The organism is Ruminococcus sp. NATIVEDY161, assembly GCF_045819895.1.
Classification (GTDB): domain Bacteria; phylum Bacillota; class Clostridia; order Oscillospirales; family Acutalibacteraceae; genus Ruminococcoides.
The window spans coordinates 2,382,351-2,399,047 of the sequence record NZ_CP162392.1 but is presented as its reverse complement, the minus strand read 5'-3'; the positions used below and the strand labels follow the sequence as shown (position 1 = coordinate 2,399,047).

The 16,697-nt window shown below is 47.3% G+C and carries 17 protein-coding genes; 3 read left to right on the top strand and 14 right to left on the bottom strand.

Annotated elements, in window-relative coordinates:
- Nucleotides 1-4: 4 nt before the first annotated feature.
- Nucleotides 5-571 (bottom strand): anthranilate synthase component II, encoded by a 567-nt coding sequence (locus AB1I50_RS11415; protein ID WP_407724123.1) that lies wholly within the window; start codon nt 569-571, stop codon nt 5-7.
- Nucleotides 568-2,034 (bottom strand): anthranilate synthase component I, encoded by a 1,467-nt coding sequence (gene trpE, locus AB1I50_RS11410; RefSeq protein ID WP_407724122.1) that lies wholly within the window; start codon nt 2,032-2,034, stop codon nt 568-570. Before trpE ends, AB1I50_RS11415 begins: the two co-directional genes overlap by 4 nt.
- A 516-nt stretch (nt 2,035-2,550) precedes the next feature.
- On the opposite strand from trpE, the gene AB1I50_RS11405 reads away from it, so the two are divergent.
- Complete coding sequence (locus tag AB1I50_RS11405; protein ID WP_407724121.1) at nt 2,551-2,745, top strand: GNAT family protein; 195 nt, start codon at nt 2,551-2,553, stop codon at nt 2,743-2,745.
- 46 nt (nt 2,746-2,791) lie between these two features.
- On the opposite strand, the gene eno is transcribed toward AB1I50_RS11405, so the two are convergent.
- Nucleotides 2,792-4,090 carry a phosphopyruvate hydratase gene (eno, locus tag AB1I50_RS11400; RefSeq protein WP_407724120.1) on the bottom strand — a complete coding sequence of 433 codons (1,299 nt, stop codon included), beginning with the start codon at nt 4,088-4,090 and terminating at the stop codon, nt 2,792-2,794.
- A gap of 293 nt (nt 4,091-4,383) precedes the next feature.
- On the opposite strand from eno, the gene AB1I50_RS11395 reads away from it, so the two are divergent.
- Entirely contained in the window at nt 4,384-5,430 is a 1,047-nt protein-coding gene (locus AB1I50_RS11395; protein ID WP_407723748.1) for an IS30 family transposase, read from the top strand.
- Between the two features lie 151 nt (nt 5,431-5,581).
- Here AB1I50_RS11395 and AB1I50_RS11390 read toward each other — a convergent pair whose 3' ends face one another.
- The 11 genes from AB1I50_RS11390 to AB1I50_RS11340 form a co-directional block, all read right to left on the bottom strand.
- Nucleotides 5,582-5,776, bottom strand: coding sequence for an aldo/keto reductase (locus tag AB1I50_RS11390; RefSeq protein WP_407724119.1), 195 nt, complete (start codon nt 5,774-5,776; stop codon nt 5,582-5,584).
- A gap of 177 nt (nt 5,777-5,953) precedes the next feature.
- Complete coding sequence (locus AB1I50_RS11385; RefSeq protein ID WP_407725345.1) at nt 5,954-6,601, bottom strand: methionine ABC transporter permease; 648 nt, start codon at nt 6,599-6,601, stop codon at nt 5,954-5,956.
- A 59-nt stretch (nt 6,602-6,660) separates the two neighbouring features.
- Nucleotides 6,661-7,662 carry a methionine ABC transporter ATP-binding protein gene (locus AB1I50_RS11380; protein ID WP_407724118.1) on the bottom strand — a complete coding sequence of 334 codons (1,002 nt, stop codon included), beginning with the start codon at nt 7,660-7,662 and terminating at the stop codon, nt 6,661-6,663.
- A 306-nt stretch (nt 7,663-7,968) separates the two neighbouring features.
- Nucleotides 7,969-8,823: a MetQ/NlpA family ABC transporter substrate-binding protein gene (locus AB1I50_RS11375; protein WP_407724117.1), complete on the bottom strand. Its 855-nt coding sequence runs from the start codon at nt 8,821-8,823 to the stop codon at nt 7,969-7,971.
- Nucleotides 8,824-8,851: 28 nt separating this feature from the next.
- Entirely contained in the window at nt 8,852-9,760 is a 909-nt protein-coding gene (locus AB1I50_RS11370) for a transporter substrate-binding domain-containing protein (protein ID WP_407724116.1), read from the bottom strand.
- Between the two features lie 61 nt (nt 9,761-9,821).
- The gene (locus tag AB1I50_RS11365; RefSeq protein WP_407724115.1) at nt 9,822-10,571 is read right to left on the bottom strand and encodes an amino acid ABC transporter ATP-binding protein; all 750 of its coding nucleotides are present in this window, start codon (nt 10,569-10,571) and stop codon (nt 9,822-9,824) included.
- On the bottom strand, nt 10,571-11,248 hold the full coding sequence (locus AB1I50_RS11360) for an amino acid ABC transporter permease (RefSeq protein WP_407724114.1): 678 nt from the start codon (nt 11,246-11,248) through the stop codon (nt 10,571-10,573). The genes AB1I50_RS11365 and AB1I50_RS11360 overlap by 1 nt, the downstream gene beginning before the upstream one ends.
- The gene (locus AB1I50_RS11355) at nt 11,229-11,888 is read right to left on the bottom strand and encodes an amino acid ABC transporter permease (RefSeq protein WP_407724113.1); all 660 of its coding nucleotides are present in this window, start codon (nt 11,886-11,888) and stop codon (nt 11,229-11,231) included. The genes AB1I50_RS11360 and AB1I50_RS11355 overlap by 20 nt, the downstream gene beginning before the upstream one ends.
- A gap of 247 nt (nt 11,889-12,135) precedes the next feature.
- Nucleotides 12,136-13,068: a LysR family transcriptional regulator gene (locus AB1I50_RS11350; RefSeq protein ID WP_407724112.1), complete on the bottom strand. Its 933-nt coding sequence runs from the start codon at nt 13,066-13,068 to the stop codon at nt 12,136-12,138.
- A gap of 309 nt (nt 13,069-13,377) precedes the next feature.
- On the bottom strand, nt 13,378-13,515 hold the full coding sequence (locus tag AB1I50_RS11345; RefSeq protein ID WP_407724111.1) for a hypothetical protein: 138 nt from the start codon (nt 13,513-13,515) through the stop codon (nt 13,378-13,380).
- Nucleotides 13,516-13,543: 28 nt separating this feature from the next.
- Nucleotides 13,544-15,196: a DUF4440 domain-containing protein gene (locus AB1I50_RS11340; protein ID WP_407724110.1), complete on the bottom strand. Its 1,653-nt coding sequence runs from the start codon at nt 15,194-15,196 to the stop codon at nt 13,544-13,546.
- A gap of 235 nt (nt 15,197-15,431) precedes the next feature.
- On the opposite strand from AB1I50_RS11340, the gene sigG reads away from it, so the two are divergent.
- Complete coding sequence (gene sigG, locus AB1I50_RS11335; protein WP_407724109.1) at nt 15,432-16,214, top strand: RNA polymerase sporulation sigma factor SigG; 783 nt, start codon at nt 15,432-15,434, stop codon at nt 16,212-16,214.
- Nucleotides 16,215-16,697 lie beyond the last annotated feature (483 nt).

Below are 16,697 nucleotides of genomic sequence, written 5' to 3'. Positions count from 1 at the left end.
AAAATTACCCCCTGATAAAATTTTCTAACATAATTTTTCCGTTCGGCGTCATAATTGACTCAGGATGGAACTGCACGCCGTAAACGGGATATTCACTGTGCTGTACCGCCATAACCTCGCCGTCGTCTGTTTGCGCTGTAACCTGTAAGCAATCGGGTATTGTATCTTCATCAACAGCGAGCGAATGATACCTCGCAACAACATCCTTTTGCGGACAGTTTTGAAACAACAGCGTATCTGTCGCAAGCGTTACAGTTGATTGTTTGCCGTGCATAAGCTCCTTTGCGTAGGTTATTTTCGCGCCGAACGCCGCGCAAATAGCCTGATGACCGAGGCAAACGCCGAGTACCGGAATTTCCCTTCCCAAGCTCTTTACAACTTCAATAATATTTCCTGCGTTCTCAGGTCTGCCGGGACCGGGAGAAAGGATAATCCTGTCCGGGTTTAAGTCGCGGATTTCGTCGATTGTCATTTCATCGTTGCGGATAACCCTGATTTCGGGATCTATACTTCCGACGAGCTGATACAGGTTATACGAAAAGCTGTCGTAGTTATCAATCAATAATGTCATAGCAATTCCCCCTGAGCCTGCTCCAGCGCTTTAAGCGACGCCTTCGCCTTGTTCAAGCATTCCTCATATTCCTTTTCGGGATTGGAGTCAGCGACAATTCCCGCGCCGCTCCTTACAAACACCTTGCCGTTTTTCTTGTAGCAAAGGCGTATGGCAATGCAGGTGTCCATATTTCCGGTAAAATCTATATATCCTATCGCTCCGCCGTAGATACCGCGCTTGTTGTTCTCGAGCTCACCTATAAGCCGGCAGGCACGGATTTTCGGCGCTCCCGAAAGCGTTCCGGCAGGCAGTACGGCTTCAATGGCGTCGAGCGCGTCCTTGTCGGCGCGGATTTCTCCGCGAACGGTTGAGCCGATGTGCATTACGTGCGAGAAGCGCTCGATAGAATGAAGCTTTTCTACCTCAACGGTTCCGAATTTACAGGTTTTTCCGAGGTCGTTCCTGCCCAAATCTACGAGCATATTATGCTCGGCAAGCTCCTTTTCGTCCGCGAGGAGCTCGCGCTCCAAAGCCAAATCCTCTTCCTCTGTTTTTCCGCGCGGTCTTGTACCTGCGAGCGGAAAGGTGTGTAAAACTCCGTCCTCAAGCTTTACGAGCGTTTCGGGAGAAGCTCCTGCGACCTCTACGTCCGTGCCCGAAAAGTAGAACATATACGGCGACGGATTGATGGTTCTGAGCACGCGGTAGGTGTTGAACAGGCTGCCTTCAAACGGTGCGCTCAGGCGGTTTGAAAGCACAATCTGAAATATATCGCCCTCGCGAATATACCGCTTTGCTTTCTCAACCATATTACAGTAGGCTTCCCTGTCAAACAGCGGCGTTACCTCTCCGAGGAGTTTGCCGTTTTTCTCATCTGACTTTTTGCCGTGCTTCAAAAGGTTAACAAGGTTTTTAAGCTCTACCTCCGCGCGGTTGTACTCGGTTTCGATGCTGTCAAGCTTAATGTTGACAATTAAAATAAGCTTTTGCCTGATGTTGTCAAAGGCGATTACCTTGTCGAACAGCATAAGGTCAACATCCTTAAAGCACTCGCTGTCCTCCGCTTCAAAGCGCACGCGCGGCTCGCTGTATCCAAGATAATCATACGAAAAATAGCCGACCAAGCCGCCTGTAAAGGAAGGCAGATAGTTAAGCCGCGGACTGCGGTATTCGCTGAGAATCTGACGGAGAAGCTTTGACGGATTGTCTGTTTTCATCGACAGATTTCCTGCCTTGAGCTCGCCGTTAATGCAGGTGATTTCGAGCTTAGGATCGTAGCCGAGGAAAGTGTACCTTCCCCAACGGTCATTTGCCTGCGCGGATTCGAGCATATAGCAGTGCGTAGACACATTTTTCAAAATCCGCATAGCTTCAATCGGTGTGGTAAAATCCGAGAAAATCTCGCAGCTTACCGGAAAAACACTGTATTTTCCCGAAGCGGCGTACTGCCTGATTTCCTCAATGCTTGGAATAATCTTCATAGTAAACCCCCTATTTATAAACCCAAAATTATACCAAAATAAAAACGCCCCTGACAGAATACAGTTATTCTGTCAAGGACGAATACAATTCTATTCGCGGTGCCACCTTGATTCACGGAATGACCCGTGCGCTTAGCGGGATACCAACATATCCCCGGCAATTAACGTCTGCCTGCAACGTCGCAGAATACTAAGGAGAAGTTCTCCGTTTGACTGCGCCCTCCGCGGTCCATTTGACAACTTGTTTCTCACCTGATTCTCAGCATCGCAGGTTCTCTGTAGAGGCATAATTGCCGTTATCTCCGCTTCAACGGTTTAGTAAGTTAGATTATTAAATTGATTGAATTATAGCATTAAAAAAATTATTTGTCAATGCTTTTTTAATTAAAAAATTACGCAAATTAGCATTAAGTTCCGTTTTAAAAACAAATCCAGTTATATATCAATAGAGAAAATTAAAACACCGATTGTTTTATTATATACATCTGCTACAATTCATTGTGAAAGGAGAATAATGTGATAATCAGAGGCTATGAGGAAAAGGATATAAAAGAAATGACTACGATTTGGAATGAAGTTGTTGAGAGCAATATTCACGCCCGACACCTTTATGAGCGAATTGGTTTTACGCAGCTCGGCGTAATTCCGAATGGGTTTCGTATGAAAGACGGCCATTACGAAAATATTTGCCCGTATTATATTGAACTTTAAATAAGGCTTCGGACGATAAAATTCCGAAGCCATAAATATTCTTACATTATTTCTGAACGTTAAACGCATTCATACCGGGGTACTGCGCGGCACTGCCCAATTCTTCTTCAATTCTGAGAAGCTGGTTGTACTTTGCAACGCGCTCGGAACGGCTCGGCGCGCCGGTTTTGATTTGGCAGGTGTTCAGCGCAACCGCAAGGTCTGCGATTGTAGTGTCCTCTGTCTCGCCGGAACGGTGAGAGGAAATTGCGGTGTAGCCTGCCTTATGCGCCATCTTAATCGCCTCTAAGGTCTCGGAAACCGTGCCGATTTGGTTGAGCTTAATCAAAATAGAGTTAGCACAGCCGCCTGCAATACCCTTTTCAAGGCGCTCGGTGTTGGTAACAAACAAATCGTCACCGACAAGCTGTACCTTTTTACCGAGACGGTCTGTCAGGCGCTTCCAGCCTTCCCAATCCTCCTCGTCAAGCGCGTCCTCGATCGAGATAATCGGGTACTTGTCAACAAGCGCTTCCCAGTGGTCAATAAGCTCATCGGTGGTGAAATCTCTGCCGGACTTCGGCTGATGGTAGAAGCCCTTGCCCTTTTCGCTCTTCCACTCGGATGAGGCCGCGTCCATGGCGATCATAAAGTCCTTTTTGGGCTCGTAGCCTGCGAACTTAACGGCCTCGAGGATAGTCTCAATTGTTTCCTCATCTGATGAAAGGTTGGGAGCAAAGCCGCCTTCATCACCTACGGATGTAGCGAGACCTCTATCTTTCAAAATTTTAGCCAGCGCATGGAAAACCTCGGTGCACCAGCGGAGCGCTTCGCTGAAGGTGGGAGCGCCTACGGGCATAATCATAAATTCCTGCGTATCGACGGTGTTTGTAGCGTGAGCGCCGCCGTTGAGAATATTCATCATCGGAACAGGCAGCTTTGTGCCCTGAACTCCGCCGAGGAACTTGTACAACGGAAGTCCGAGAGAGCCTGCCGCCGCTCTTGAAGCCGCGATAGATACCGCGAGAATGGCGTTAGCGCCGAGCTTGCTCTTGTCCTTTGTACCGTCGAGGTCGAGCATAATTTTATCTACGGCGTAAATATCGGCAGCGTCAGCGCCTGCAAGCGCAGGAGCGATAATATTATTTACATTCTCAACCGCCTTCATCACGCCCTTGCCGCCGTAACGAGCCTTGTCGCCGTCACGAAGCTCGAGAGCCTCAAACTCGCCTGTTGAAGCTCCGCTGGGAGCCGCTCCGCGCGCAACAGTTCCGTCGGAGAGCGTAACCTCAGCCTCTACGGTGGGATTGCCGCGGGAATCTATAATCTGTCTTGCGTAAACCTTTTCAATCGTTGAATAGCACATTTTTGTGACCTCCTGAATTATTATAATATTAGCTTGCCTTTTGAAGCATAAAATATCCGCAAACCGCCCTCCCCTAACGCAGGCATCGCTATTGATGCCTGTTTCGGGAAAGCTATGTATTACGCAGTTAGCGGTTGCTAACCACCTATATTATACTTAGTTTTACGCTCCTTGTCAAGAAAAATATTTTGGCGCATTGTAAAATGAGGTTGCAACAATAAAAAAATAGTCCATAGGGACGATTCTGTAGTAGAATTGAGTTTACGCTCACCAATTCGAAAGGAATCATCACTATGGACAACCCTAATTGTAGCACGGAACACAAGAAATATCAACACCTGTCTTCTGAAGAACGACACATAATTGAAGTGCGCTTCAATGAGGACAAGTGGACGATCTACGCAATCGCCAAAAGTCTTGGCAGACCATACAACACGATCAAAAACGAGATCAACCGTGGTACGGTATATCTCTACAACGGAAAGATAGCCAGATATAAGGCTGACAAAGGCGAGGAAGCATATCGTGAACATCGCAAGAACAGCTGCCGCAATTACCGTTGCCTTGAAACTGCAAAGTTTCTCAGATATGTTGAAGATCAGTTTTTCGATGAAGGATGGTCTTTGGACGCCGCAGTAGGTCATGCAAAAGCCAACGGACTGTTTTCCTCTAAAGAAATGGTGTGTACCAAAACGCTGTATAACTATGTTGATTCAGGTCTGCTTAAAATCAAGAACATCGATTTGCCTGAGAAACTGTCGAGAAAGACTAAAACCAAGAAAGATCGAGAAAACAAGCGAAAACTCGGCAATAGTATTGAGCAGCGTCCCGATATTGTAGATACCAGAGAAGAGTTCGGACACTGGGAAATCGATAGTGTAATCGGCAGGAAGGTCGAAGGCGAATCTCAGGTGATGACAATAGTCGAGCGCAAGCTTAGAAAGTCCATATGGATCAAGGTGAGAAATCACTCTGCCGAAGCGATAGATGAGGCGCTATCCGCTCTGATTGATCAGTTCGGAGATAAATACAATGAAGTATTCAAAAGCATTACCGGTGATAACGGATCCGAATTCGCTAACCTCTCTCAGATTGAATCAAAAGGCATAGCCGTATATTTCACTCATCCGTATTCGTCTTACGAAAAGGGAACTAACGAGTGCCACAACAAAATGCTGCGCAGATTTATACCGAAGGGCAAAAGCATTGACGACTACAGCGCTGATGACATCATCTACTTTGCGGATAAAATCAACAACCTGCCCAGAAAGATTCTGGGCTACAGAACCCCGGAAGAGCTGTTCGAGCAGGAACTCGACCGCATATATGCTGCCGCGTGAGCCGCGTCGCCGCGAGTTTTCCTCGCTCGTCGCTACGCTCCTCCCTCGAAAAACTCGCGGCGATCTACTACAGACTCAAAAAATGTTGCAACTTGCTATTGCAATTTGCGAGAAAAATATTTTAAAATCCAGTGCCTTGCATTTATTTTGATTATGCTCTTTCAAATTCGGGCCGCCATGCCGCAAAGCTGTTGAGTTGTTCGTCGGTGCGGTGGTAGTAGCGCTTATCCTTGTCGAGCGTTGCGATTTCTGCCATTTCTTCATCTGTCAGCGTGAAATCGAGAATATCAAGATTATCCTTGATGTGCGCGACGTTCTTGCTGCCGGGGATAACAACAAAGCCCATCCCCGAAAAGCAAAAAAGAGGCTGCCGTTCGAGGGCTGCGCAAGCGAGCAGTTATTCAGCGTTATAGGAGTGCTGCCGCTGCCGGTCAGAGCAACGCTTCCGAGAGCAGACTCCTGCGTGTGGAAAACGCGCGTTTCCATTTTGTCGGTAAAATTGCGCAGAAAGACATTTTCACTCCTATTGTTTAATCTTCAAACGCTTGTCGGTGGATTTTGCAAGGCGTGTGCCGACGCTTTGGAAAAGCTGCACCAGCAGCACCAAAATCACAACGGCAATCAGCATTACCAGATATTTATAGCGGTAATAGCCGTAGTTAATTGCGATTTTTCCCAAACCGCCTCCGCCGATTATACCGCTCATTGCCGTGTAGCCGAGTACAGTTGTGACGGCTATTGTGACGTTTGAAATCAGCGACGGCACGCTTTCGGGTATCATAACCTTGGCAATAATCTGAAAAGGCGACGCGCCCATGCTCTGCGCAGCTTCAATGATGTTGGGATTTACCTCGCGCAGGCTGCTTTCAACCAATCTTGCTACAAACGGAAACGCAGCGATTACAAGCGGCACAACGGACGCGGTTGTACCGACAATAGTGCCGACTATTAGGCGCGTCAAAGGGAATACCAAAATCATCAATATCAAAAACGGCACCGAGCGAAGCACGTTAATCAGCACGTTCAAAAATCCCATAAGAGGTTTCGGCAAAGGCAAAATGCCGTCCTTTTCACCGACAACAAGCAAAACACCGAGCGGCAGACCGATAACGACCGCAAAAAGGGTGGCGAGAACGGTAACGTAAAAGGTCTCCCACAACGCGAGCGGCATATCGTTCACCACAATATCCCATGTTTCCTGCAACACCTCTTGTGAAAATAAATCTCCCATTACCTTACCTCCTCTACTGTAATACCGTTTAATGTACGCAAATAATCTGCCGCTCTCGCCGCGGTAACGCCGTCATTCGGAAAGCTGAGCAGCATACTGCCGAACGCCCTGTCACCGACGCTCTTTGTAGAGGCGTACAATATGTTTGCGCAAACGCCGATTTCAACCGCCATCTTGGCAATCAGCGGAGTATCGGTGGACGCTGAGCCGTTGAATATCACGCGCAGAACGTCCTGCGAATCCTTGCGGTTTGAAAGCGTTTCCTCGACGCCGGGAAATACCAAATGCTTTGCCGCCTGCGACCTCGGGGCGCTGAAAATACGGCTGACCTCGCCTTGCTCCACCACCTCGCCGTTCTCTAAAATTGCCACATTGCGGCAAATTTCCTCTATGACGCTCATTTGGTGCGTTATAACAACAACCGTGATACCCAGCCTTTCGTTAATCTCCTTAATCAGCGAGAGGATAGATTGCGTTGTTTTCGGATCGAGCGCAGAGGTCGCTTCGTCGCACAACAGTACCTTGGGATTGGTCGCAAGCGCTCTTGCAATGGCGACGCGCTGCTGCTGACCGCCCGAAAGCTGCGAAGGATAGGAATTTGCCTTGTCGCGCAAGCCGACGATCTCAAGCAGCTCCAACGCGCGCTCTTTGGCTTCCTTGGCGTGTTTGCCCTCCAACTCCAGCGGAAAGCATACGTTTTTCAGGCAAGTGCGCTGCATAAGCAGATTAAAGCCCTGAAATATCATGGTTATGTCACGGCGGATGTTTCTGAGTTCCCTGTTGCCGAGTGTTCCCAAATCTACGCCGTCCACCAAAACACTGCCTGAGCTTGGGCGTTCAAGCAAATTGATACACCGCACAAGCGTGCTCTTCCCTGCTCCGCTCATACCTATGATTCCGAAAATATCGCCGTCCTGTATTGTAATGTTGATATTCTTCAGCGCGTCGAGCGTTCCGTCGGTTGTGAAGAAGGTTTTTGAGAGGTTTTTTAATTCTATCATAATAACCGCCTTTCTGTCAGCGTTGTCTGTAACGCTTCTTTGAAAACGCGCCGACCGTAGCAAAACAGTCGGCGCGAAAGAAAAGGGATGTAATACTAATACCTAATAAAAAGTAGCCAATCTTTGCGGTCTATTTTCCGCAATACTGCGTTGTCGTCCTTGCAAGGCGCCTCCGTTGTATGGGTGCGGTGCCCAAAATCAAAGATTTTGACCGCACCTCAAGCCTTGCCGCGTCCTTCGCCTTGTCTTGCGAAAAATATCCTCGCAAAATATAAGTCTACTTTCTATCAGGAATTAATATAAAACTTATTTGAGTGCGTCAACGGTTGTCTGCTTGCCGCCGTAAAGACCGAGGGGTTCCACGTGGATCGTCGCTATGGAAACAAGCTTTGTACCGTTTTCGGCGTTGAAGTCCTCGAGATAAGGGAGATGCTGGAAGTAGTTTGCGTCGAGCTCGCCGCTGTTTACAACGTTGTTCGGCTGAACGTAGTCGGTATATTCCTTGATGTCAAGCGTAATATCCTTCTCCTTGAGTATATCCTTTACAACTGCCAGAATTTCGGCGTGAGGTGTGGGAGAAGCCGCGATAGTGATTTTTTCTCCCTTTATCGCGTTATAGTCGATTGAGGAATTGTAGCCGTCTGTGGGGTTGGCAACAACGCTTACAACAGAGCCGTCGTATTTTTTATTGATGAAATCTACAACCTTCTGACTTTCGAGCGCTGCCTTTAACGCGAGCAGCTTGGGCTCTTTTTCCCTGCCTTCCTTGACGACAAGGATGTTGCCGTAGGCTGACGCCGAGCCCTCAATGCCGAGCGAATCCTTAACGGGGTTTAAGCCTGCCTCGATTGCATAGTTTGAATTGATGACAGCGTAGTCCACATCCTGCTTTGCGTTGGGAACCTGAGCCGCCTCTACCTCCTTGAACTCAATGTTTTTCGGGTTTTCGGCAATATCCTTCGGCGTAGCGGCAATACCGGCGCCGTCCTTGAGCTTGATGTAACCGAGCTGATCTAAAAGCAGAAGTGCTCTTGCTTCGTTTGTGGTATCGTTGGGAATTGCGATTGTGAGTGTTTTTGAGGTTGACGAGCAGCCTGCAAAAGCGATTGCAGAGGTGAGTATCAGTACTGCTGCCAATATAATTGCTGTGATTTTTTTCATGATGATTACTCCTATATAATTATTTATGTTAGTTCACCTTACCGCCTTCGACTACAAGCTTTTCCTCGTAATCAGAGCCGTAAGTGCCTGTGAGGGTTGCTTCATAGTCGGCGTGGAAGAAGTTTTCCTTGCCGAGTGCTTCGATTTCGCTGTTAATCCAATCAAGCAGCGTTTTGTTGCCCTTTGAAACAGCAGGAGCGATGGTGTCCTTGCTGCCGAGCTCGGGAATACCGACGGTGTAGCCCTTATTTTGAAGCGCGTATGCGATAACCTCGGTGTTATCGTTTGCCCACGCGGCAGCCTGACCGTTTTCAAGCGCGGTTTTCGCGTTGGCATAAGTATCGTACTTCTGGAGCTTGATGTTGGGATATTTTTCGGTGAGATAAGTCTCGGCGGTTGTGCCTGTGATAACAATAACCTCGTCGCCGGCTTTGAGCTCGTCGAGGCTCTTGATAACTCTGCTGTCGGGGGAAACAACGCCGAGCGCTACGTTCATATAAGGCAGAGCGAAGTCAACCTTTTCGGCTCTTTCATCGGTTACGGTAAAGTTCGCCAAAACAATATCAACCTTGCCGGTCTCTAAAAACTCCACGCGGCTTGCCGCTTCGGTGGACACAAATTCCACATCAACGCCCAAATCCTTTACAAGGCGGTTTGCAAAGTAAACGTCATAGCCCTGATATTCGCCGTTTTCATCCACATAACCAAAGGGATTTTTGTCGGAGAATACACCGATTTTAATTTTTCCGCTGCTCTTGATTTCGTCGAGTGTGCGGTAAACAACGTCTGCGGATTTGCTTCCCTCTTTATCAGCGGCGCTTGACGAGCTTTTGTCCGAAGCGCTGCTTTCATTACCTGCGCAGCCGGCAAAGGACGCGATTAGCAGGACAGCCGCCGTGAGAATAGCCAATGCCTTTACAAAAATAGATTTTTTCATATAAATCTTCCTTTCAATTGCTTTAGGCAATACCGGATAATTCAGGTGTGCGGTGTTGCCTTTATTTAATATGTTCAAACTCGAACGTATGCAGGAATTTTTGCGCTCGTTCGGTTTTCGGATGGTTAAAGAATGATTGCGGCGCGCCTTCCTCGATAATTTCGCCGTTATCAAGGAATATTACGCGGTCGCTGACAGCCTTCGCAAATTCCATTTCGTGGGTGACAATCAGCATGGTGCTGCCCTGTCGGGCAAGCTCAAGCATTGTGTCGAGCACCTCGCGCACCATTTCGGGATCAAGCGCGGCAGTCACCTCGTCAAAGAGCATTACCTCCGGGTGCATACACAACGCCCGGACAATTGCAACACGCTGTTTTTGTCCGCCTGAAAGCTGTCGCGGATAGCTGTCTATTTTATCTGAAAGTCCGACCTTGTCAAGAAGCTGTTCGGCTTCGGCGGCAGCCTCTTTTTTGTCACGCTTTTGAACAAGCGTCGGAGCGAGAATAATATTCTGTAAAACGGTCTTGTGCGGAAACAGGTCGTAGCTTTGGAACACCATTCCAATACGCTGCCTCAGCTTTGTGATTGTCTTTGACCTGCTGTCGATTATTTCATCATCCAGCTTTATCACACCGCCCTGAACCGGCTCTAAGCCGTTAATACAGCGCAGCAGCGTACTCTTGCCGCAGCCTGACGGTCCGATAATCACGATAACCTCGCCCTTTCGGACGCTGAGGTTAAAGTCCTTTAAAATCACATTGCCGTCATAGCTTTTTGTCAGATGTTCAATTTTCAGAAGTGTGTTCGCCATTAGCTGCTCCACTTCCTTTCCAAGTGCTTTGCCAGTATGCTGAACGGCCAGCAGGCGATAAAATACAAAACAAAAACCGTTAAATAAATTCCAAACGCGGCATTGGGAGAGGTCATTCGGTTGGCTTCAATGATCTGCTGGCTGACCTTAAGCACCTCCACAACGCCGATCATCATGACGAGGCTGGTGGTTTTTATCATTCGGGTAATCAAATTGATTGAGAGCGGAACAAGCTGACGTATCGCCTGTGGAATGATGATAGTAAAATAGGTTTGAGATTTTGTCATACCAAGCGCGAACGCGCTTTCATACTGATGCTTAGGCACGCTGATAACCGCACCGCGCACCAAATCGCCCATTTCTGCCGTGCCCCAAAAGGCAAACACAATGATTGAAGCTGCTTCGGCGTTAAGGTCCCAGCCGAACACCCTTGTCGTACCGAAAAAGACTAAAAACAACAGCACCATCTGCGGCATAATGCGGACAATTTCAAGATAAATCCGCGACAATGCTCTGATTACGGGATTACGGAACGTCATCAGTATTCCGAACAGCACACCGAGAATCAGGCTTAATGCGACTGCAATCAGGCTGATTTCCAGCGCCTTCAATAAGCCGCCCAAAAGCCGCAGAAGGTTGCTTCCCTTAAACAGCACGTCAAGTCCCAAAGCTTGCATAGCGCAGCCTCCTCTCCAGCACTGTGCCGAGAATAGACACCGGCAGCAGAATGATGAGATAAAAAACGACAAGCAGCGCCAAATATTCCGCCGTATTGTAATACAGACCGATTAAATCCTTTGCGCGGAACATCAAATCCATCAGGCTGATTGCGCTAAACACGCTGGTTTCCTTTAGCAAAAAAATTATATTTGCCACGAAAGCAGGTGTGCTGTACGATAAAGCCTGTGGCAATATAACGTGAATCATCACCTGAAAATCTGTCATTCCCAAGCTCAGCGCGCTCTCGCGCTGCACACTGTCAATTGCCTCAATGCCGCTGCGGAAAGCTTCGCTCATATAACTGCCGCCAAGCAATCCCAAGCCAAGCCAGCCGCAAACCTCGGCGGAGATTTTTACGCCGATTTTCGGCAGCGCAAAATACAGAAAAAACAGTTGAATTAAAAGCGGCGTGTTACGAAATATTTCAATGTAGATTTTAAAAACCACGCTCAGCACCGGAATACGAAAGTGAATGACAACCGCCGATACCAAGCCGATAAGCGTTGCAAGCGCTACGCCGATCCAACCGATTTTAAGCGTCAGCAGCATTGCGTCCCAATATAACGGAATACTTTTTGATATTACGTTCCAATCCATTCTGCCGCCCCCTAATTTGAATTAAGTCAACATCGCCGCATTCGCCCGAACCTATAGTTCAAACGAAGCAGGCGTGGAAAATGCAAGTTCATTTTACAACACCTCTTTTATTCCTACTAAGTTAGTAGGTTTGTTGGGTATTATTATATTCTCACTTTCCCCTTTTGTCTAATCTTCAAAAGCTATTGACGGCAATAGGTTTTGCCTATAAGTAAAACATCAACAAAAAACCGGCGGTTATTGAAAATTAACCGTCGGTTTTTTCTGTGTTGAGGGTGTTTTTCAACTCCTCAATATACATTCTGCCCACCTTGCTGAGCAAAAGATTTTTCTTTGTGATATATCCAACCTTCATCGTTTCACCGGGATGATTGTCATCGGGCGCGAAGGGCACAGCGGTAAAATCCGAGCCGTTCAACTCCTCGCAAATGATGCCCGAACAAAGGGTGTATCCGTTTAAGCCCACCATCAAATTAAGCATAGTCGCCCTGTCTGTTGCCCTAATCATACGCGGGTATGGATAGGACGCCAGAATTTCCTCGGCAAAGTACATTGAGCCGTTGCCGCCCTGTTCAAACGACAGGCAGGGATAGTCCTTCAACTCGTCAAAGGAAATACGCTCTTTATTTGCCAGCGGGTGTCCCTTCCATAAATACACATACGCCTCGCAGCTTATAAGCTCGTGAAATTCCAAGTGATTTTGCCTGAGCAGCTTGCCGATAACAGGCATATTAAAGCTGCTGAGGTAAAGTATCCCGATTTCACTGTTCATATTGATTACATCGTCAATAACCTTCTGCGTTTGCTCCTCGCGTATGGCAAACTCAAATTCGGAGGTATCGAGCTTTTTTACCAGCTCGACAAAGCTTTTTACCGCAAAGGTGTAATGCTGTGTTGACACGGAAAACATCTTTTTTCGGTTACCGATTTCTCCGTAGCGTTCCAACACATTTTCAAACTGACCATAGAGCTCACGGGCGTAGGCAAGAAATTCAACGCCCTCGTTCGTAAGAGTAACGCCCTTGCCGCTGCGGTAAAAAATGGTGATACCAAGCTCTTTTTCAAGCTCCTTTATGGATTCCGTCAGCGACGGCTGAGAGATATACAGCACCTCGCTTGCTTTGTTAAATGAGCCTTGACCGGCAATTGTTATTGTATATTTTAATTGTTGTATTGTCATAGTATTAAATCCCTGCTTTGATACGCCTGAACCCGTATTTTCCATTCGTATAATTATATATTTTCCGATATAAGATTGGCCTTAGGAATAAAAATTTATTGTGCGCCTTGCTCGCGCAAGGTACGTGAATAAAAACGAATTTAAAATGCGTAGATTTATAGCCTATTTAACCTATCTGTAAAATAAATTAATTATATAATATCAATGTTGAATCGTCAAGCGGCATAACTGTTTCGGCTTGAAGATACATAACTGTTTCGGCTTGAAGATACATAGCCTTATGTTCCTAAGATTTTGAAATAAATAAATTTATTTTTTAAAGAACCCCTTTACGCCGCCGAGGACGAGCTTGTTGGTGATTTCAATTACCTCGTCCATCGGAATTTTCTTGCCGTCCTGCACCCACTCGCGGTAGGCGTTCAGCACGGCGTTGTTGATAAAGCCCATCAGGACTTTCTTTTCGTAATCACTGAGCTTATGATATTTTTTTTGAATTGCTCCAAGCGGCGTCGTTTACCTTATCCGTCATCTCATCACGGATTGCGTGATAGCTGCCGCCGCAGGTGATTTTTTCATAAGCCAAGCCCTGTTCGGACGCATAGAGAAAAAACTTGCGGTTCACCTTGTCGAGGTCGTCGGGCAGTGCAAAATTCTTTACGCGCTCCAGAAAACCCGCGGACAGCTCCGCCTGCATTTCGGCAAGCAGAAAGTCGAGCGTTTCATAATAATGGTAGAAGGTCTTTTTGTTTATCTTTTCAAAATGCGCGTTGACAGGCAGCGTCCACGAGCCGGACATACCGTAAACCTTTGCGGTGAGAGTGACGTTTGCTGTAAGAGTTGCAGTGTCGCCGTTTACGGTAATCTTACAATCGGTGATTTTGTATTTATAATAATTCAGCGTGCCGTCGGCAATCTCACCGAAGTATTCTTCCTTTGTCTGGGTTTTGCCGGACACATGGGTAAAGGTTGTGCCGTCCTTGACGATACGGCCGAGCTTGTCGATGTCCTTGTCAATCATCGCCTGCTGCATGGCTTCATAGGCGGCGAGGACTTTACTATCTTCATTTACCATAACGGATTTTGCCATCTTTTTAATCAGCGCGTAGTTGTTGGTGATTAGCTCCTGCGATTCAGGATTATCATCCAGCACAATGCAGCGCCCGTTGTCGATGATGATGAAGTGCGCCGAGTCATGTAAGAACCAAACGATAATCTGTGTGTCTATCTCAGCACCATCCCCTGAAGCCTCGATATAGGCTACCATTTCCTCCATACACAAGGCAACGCGGTAGGCGATGCCGGCGGAACAGCCGTTTTCCTTCGCAAAACTCTGAATCATTTGCGACGCCTCTACAGCTTTGTCGGGCGTGACAGTCAAATAAAATGTTTTTTCATCTTTATCCTGTTCGGCAATATCTTTATTCAGCCAATAGGTGTATCTCTTCATATTAAAGGCAAGGATGATAAGCTCGGCAATCAGATTGCCGAGCCACAAAAACGGGCCGGGCAAAAACCTGGTGAGTATAAACGCAAGCAGCGGTATGGCGGCGTGCCCCACAACGGTCAGTGTACTGGAAAAGCCGGTATCCTTTCTGTTGGAATAATACAAACGGAAAATTGTGTTGAATGCCGCAAAAAGAAAGCTGACCGCGAATAATCGAAGCGAGAGCTCTCCGCCGTCCGGTATATCATTGATACCGTGAAAATGATAGAACATTCCCGGGAACAGTTCAATAATGACCACGATAATACTGACAAAAATCGTGACGAAAGATAAACCCTGCCGCAGCAGCAGCCGTGTTCCGTCGTGATCCTTTGAGCCGATCATCAAGCCCATCAGCGGCCTTAGTGAGCCTTGTACGCTCGCGATCATCGCAGAAATTACGCCGATTAACAGCGTTGCCGGAGAAAAGATATTGACAGCCGACAGCGCCTTGCCGCCAACCAAATTACCTACAACAAGACCGTCGACGGATATCAGCAAAAGCGTGGAGAGATTCGTAATCAACATAGCGGGTATGTACTCTATCAGCTTTTTGCGTGTCAATCCTCCCGTTTGCTTGAACCTCTGTTTGATTTGAGCACGCTCATCACGCGTGATATGATACTTCGTTAACGATTCTTTCATCAGGGGTTCCTCCCTATGCTTTTTCGTTTCATATCATTTTCCGGAACTAATACTCGTTAATCATATTAAAATTTTACCAGATATTTCATCATATTTCAACATTATATCAGTTATTTCGCACATAATAATAATTTATTGATTATCTTTTAAAATGCAGGCATAGATATGCTATGCAGAATAATCAACCGCCCTTTGGCAATAATTATTTTAGAATAATTTTGTCAGGGGCGATTTTTTGCAGTATTCAAAGGTAGAGATTTGCGGAGTTAACACCTCTAAGCTAAAGGTGCTCAGCGAGAGCCGAAAGCGCGAGCTTATGGAGACGATTGTAAACGGCAGTGAAGCAGAAAAGAAAAAGGCTCGCGACGAGATGATAAACGGCAATCTGCGCCTTGTGCTGTCGGTCATTCAGCGCTTTACTAACCGCGGCGAAAATCCCGACGATTTGTTTCAGGTCGGCGTAATCGAGCTGATTAAGGCAATCGACAACTTCGACCACACGCTGAACGTCAAGTTTTCAACCTACGGCGTTCCGATGATAATCGGAGAGATACGGCGGTATCTCCGTGACAATTCCGCCGTGAGGGTTTCGCGGTCAATGCGCGACACCGCGTACAGGGCGATGCAGATTAAGGAACAGCTCACCGCGAAAAACAACCGCGAGCCTACGGTTGAGGAAATTGCAAAGCTGATGGACGTGCCCAAGGAGAATGTTGTTTTGGCACTTGAGGCGGTTGTTGAGCCGGTTTCTCTTTACGAGCCGGTGTTCTCCGACGGCAACGACACCGTTTATGTTATGGATCAAATCGGTGACAACAGCGACGATTCGTCGTGGCTTGAGGAGCTTGCGATGAAGGAAGCAATCGCGCGGCTGTCAGACCGCGAAAAGCGGATTTTAACGCTGCGGTTTTTCCGCGGCAAAACCCAGATGGAAACCGCGGCAGAAATCGGAATATCTCAGGCTCAGGTCAGCAGGATTGAAAAGGGCGCTCTCGATTCGATTAAGAAAAGCATTTAAAACAAAAAGGGATGCAAACGCATCCCTTCAGTTTGTCGAAAAACGATATTTTATAAAGAAAATGGCAAATTATTAGGTTATGCTGTAGGGGCGTTCTTAGCACAACGGCAACCCTTTTGTCACTTCGTGACATTTCCCCTGATAGGGGAATCACCCATGTGTCCGCCCGAGCTGCGTTTCCTATCTAACCATATCCGCCACGGAAACGTAGGACTTCCTGTCCCGGGCGCACACGCGGGTGCGCCCCTACGATTATGTCAAATGTTGTCCTGAACAAATCGCGTTTGGACTTTTTCTACAGTCAGAAGGGATGCAAACGCATCCCTTAAGGCAATACCGCATAATTTAGGTGTGCGGATTGCGAAGTAAGATTTTTCGTCAGGTTGGACAAAAAATCGAGGTAAGGCTGACGCCTTGCCGAGACTTTTTGGGGCAACATGACGGAACAATATTCAAGCAAGGCGTGCGCCGTAAATTGTGCGG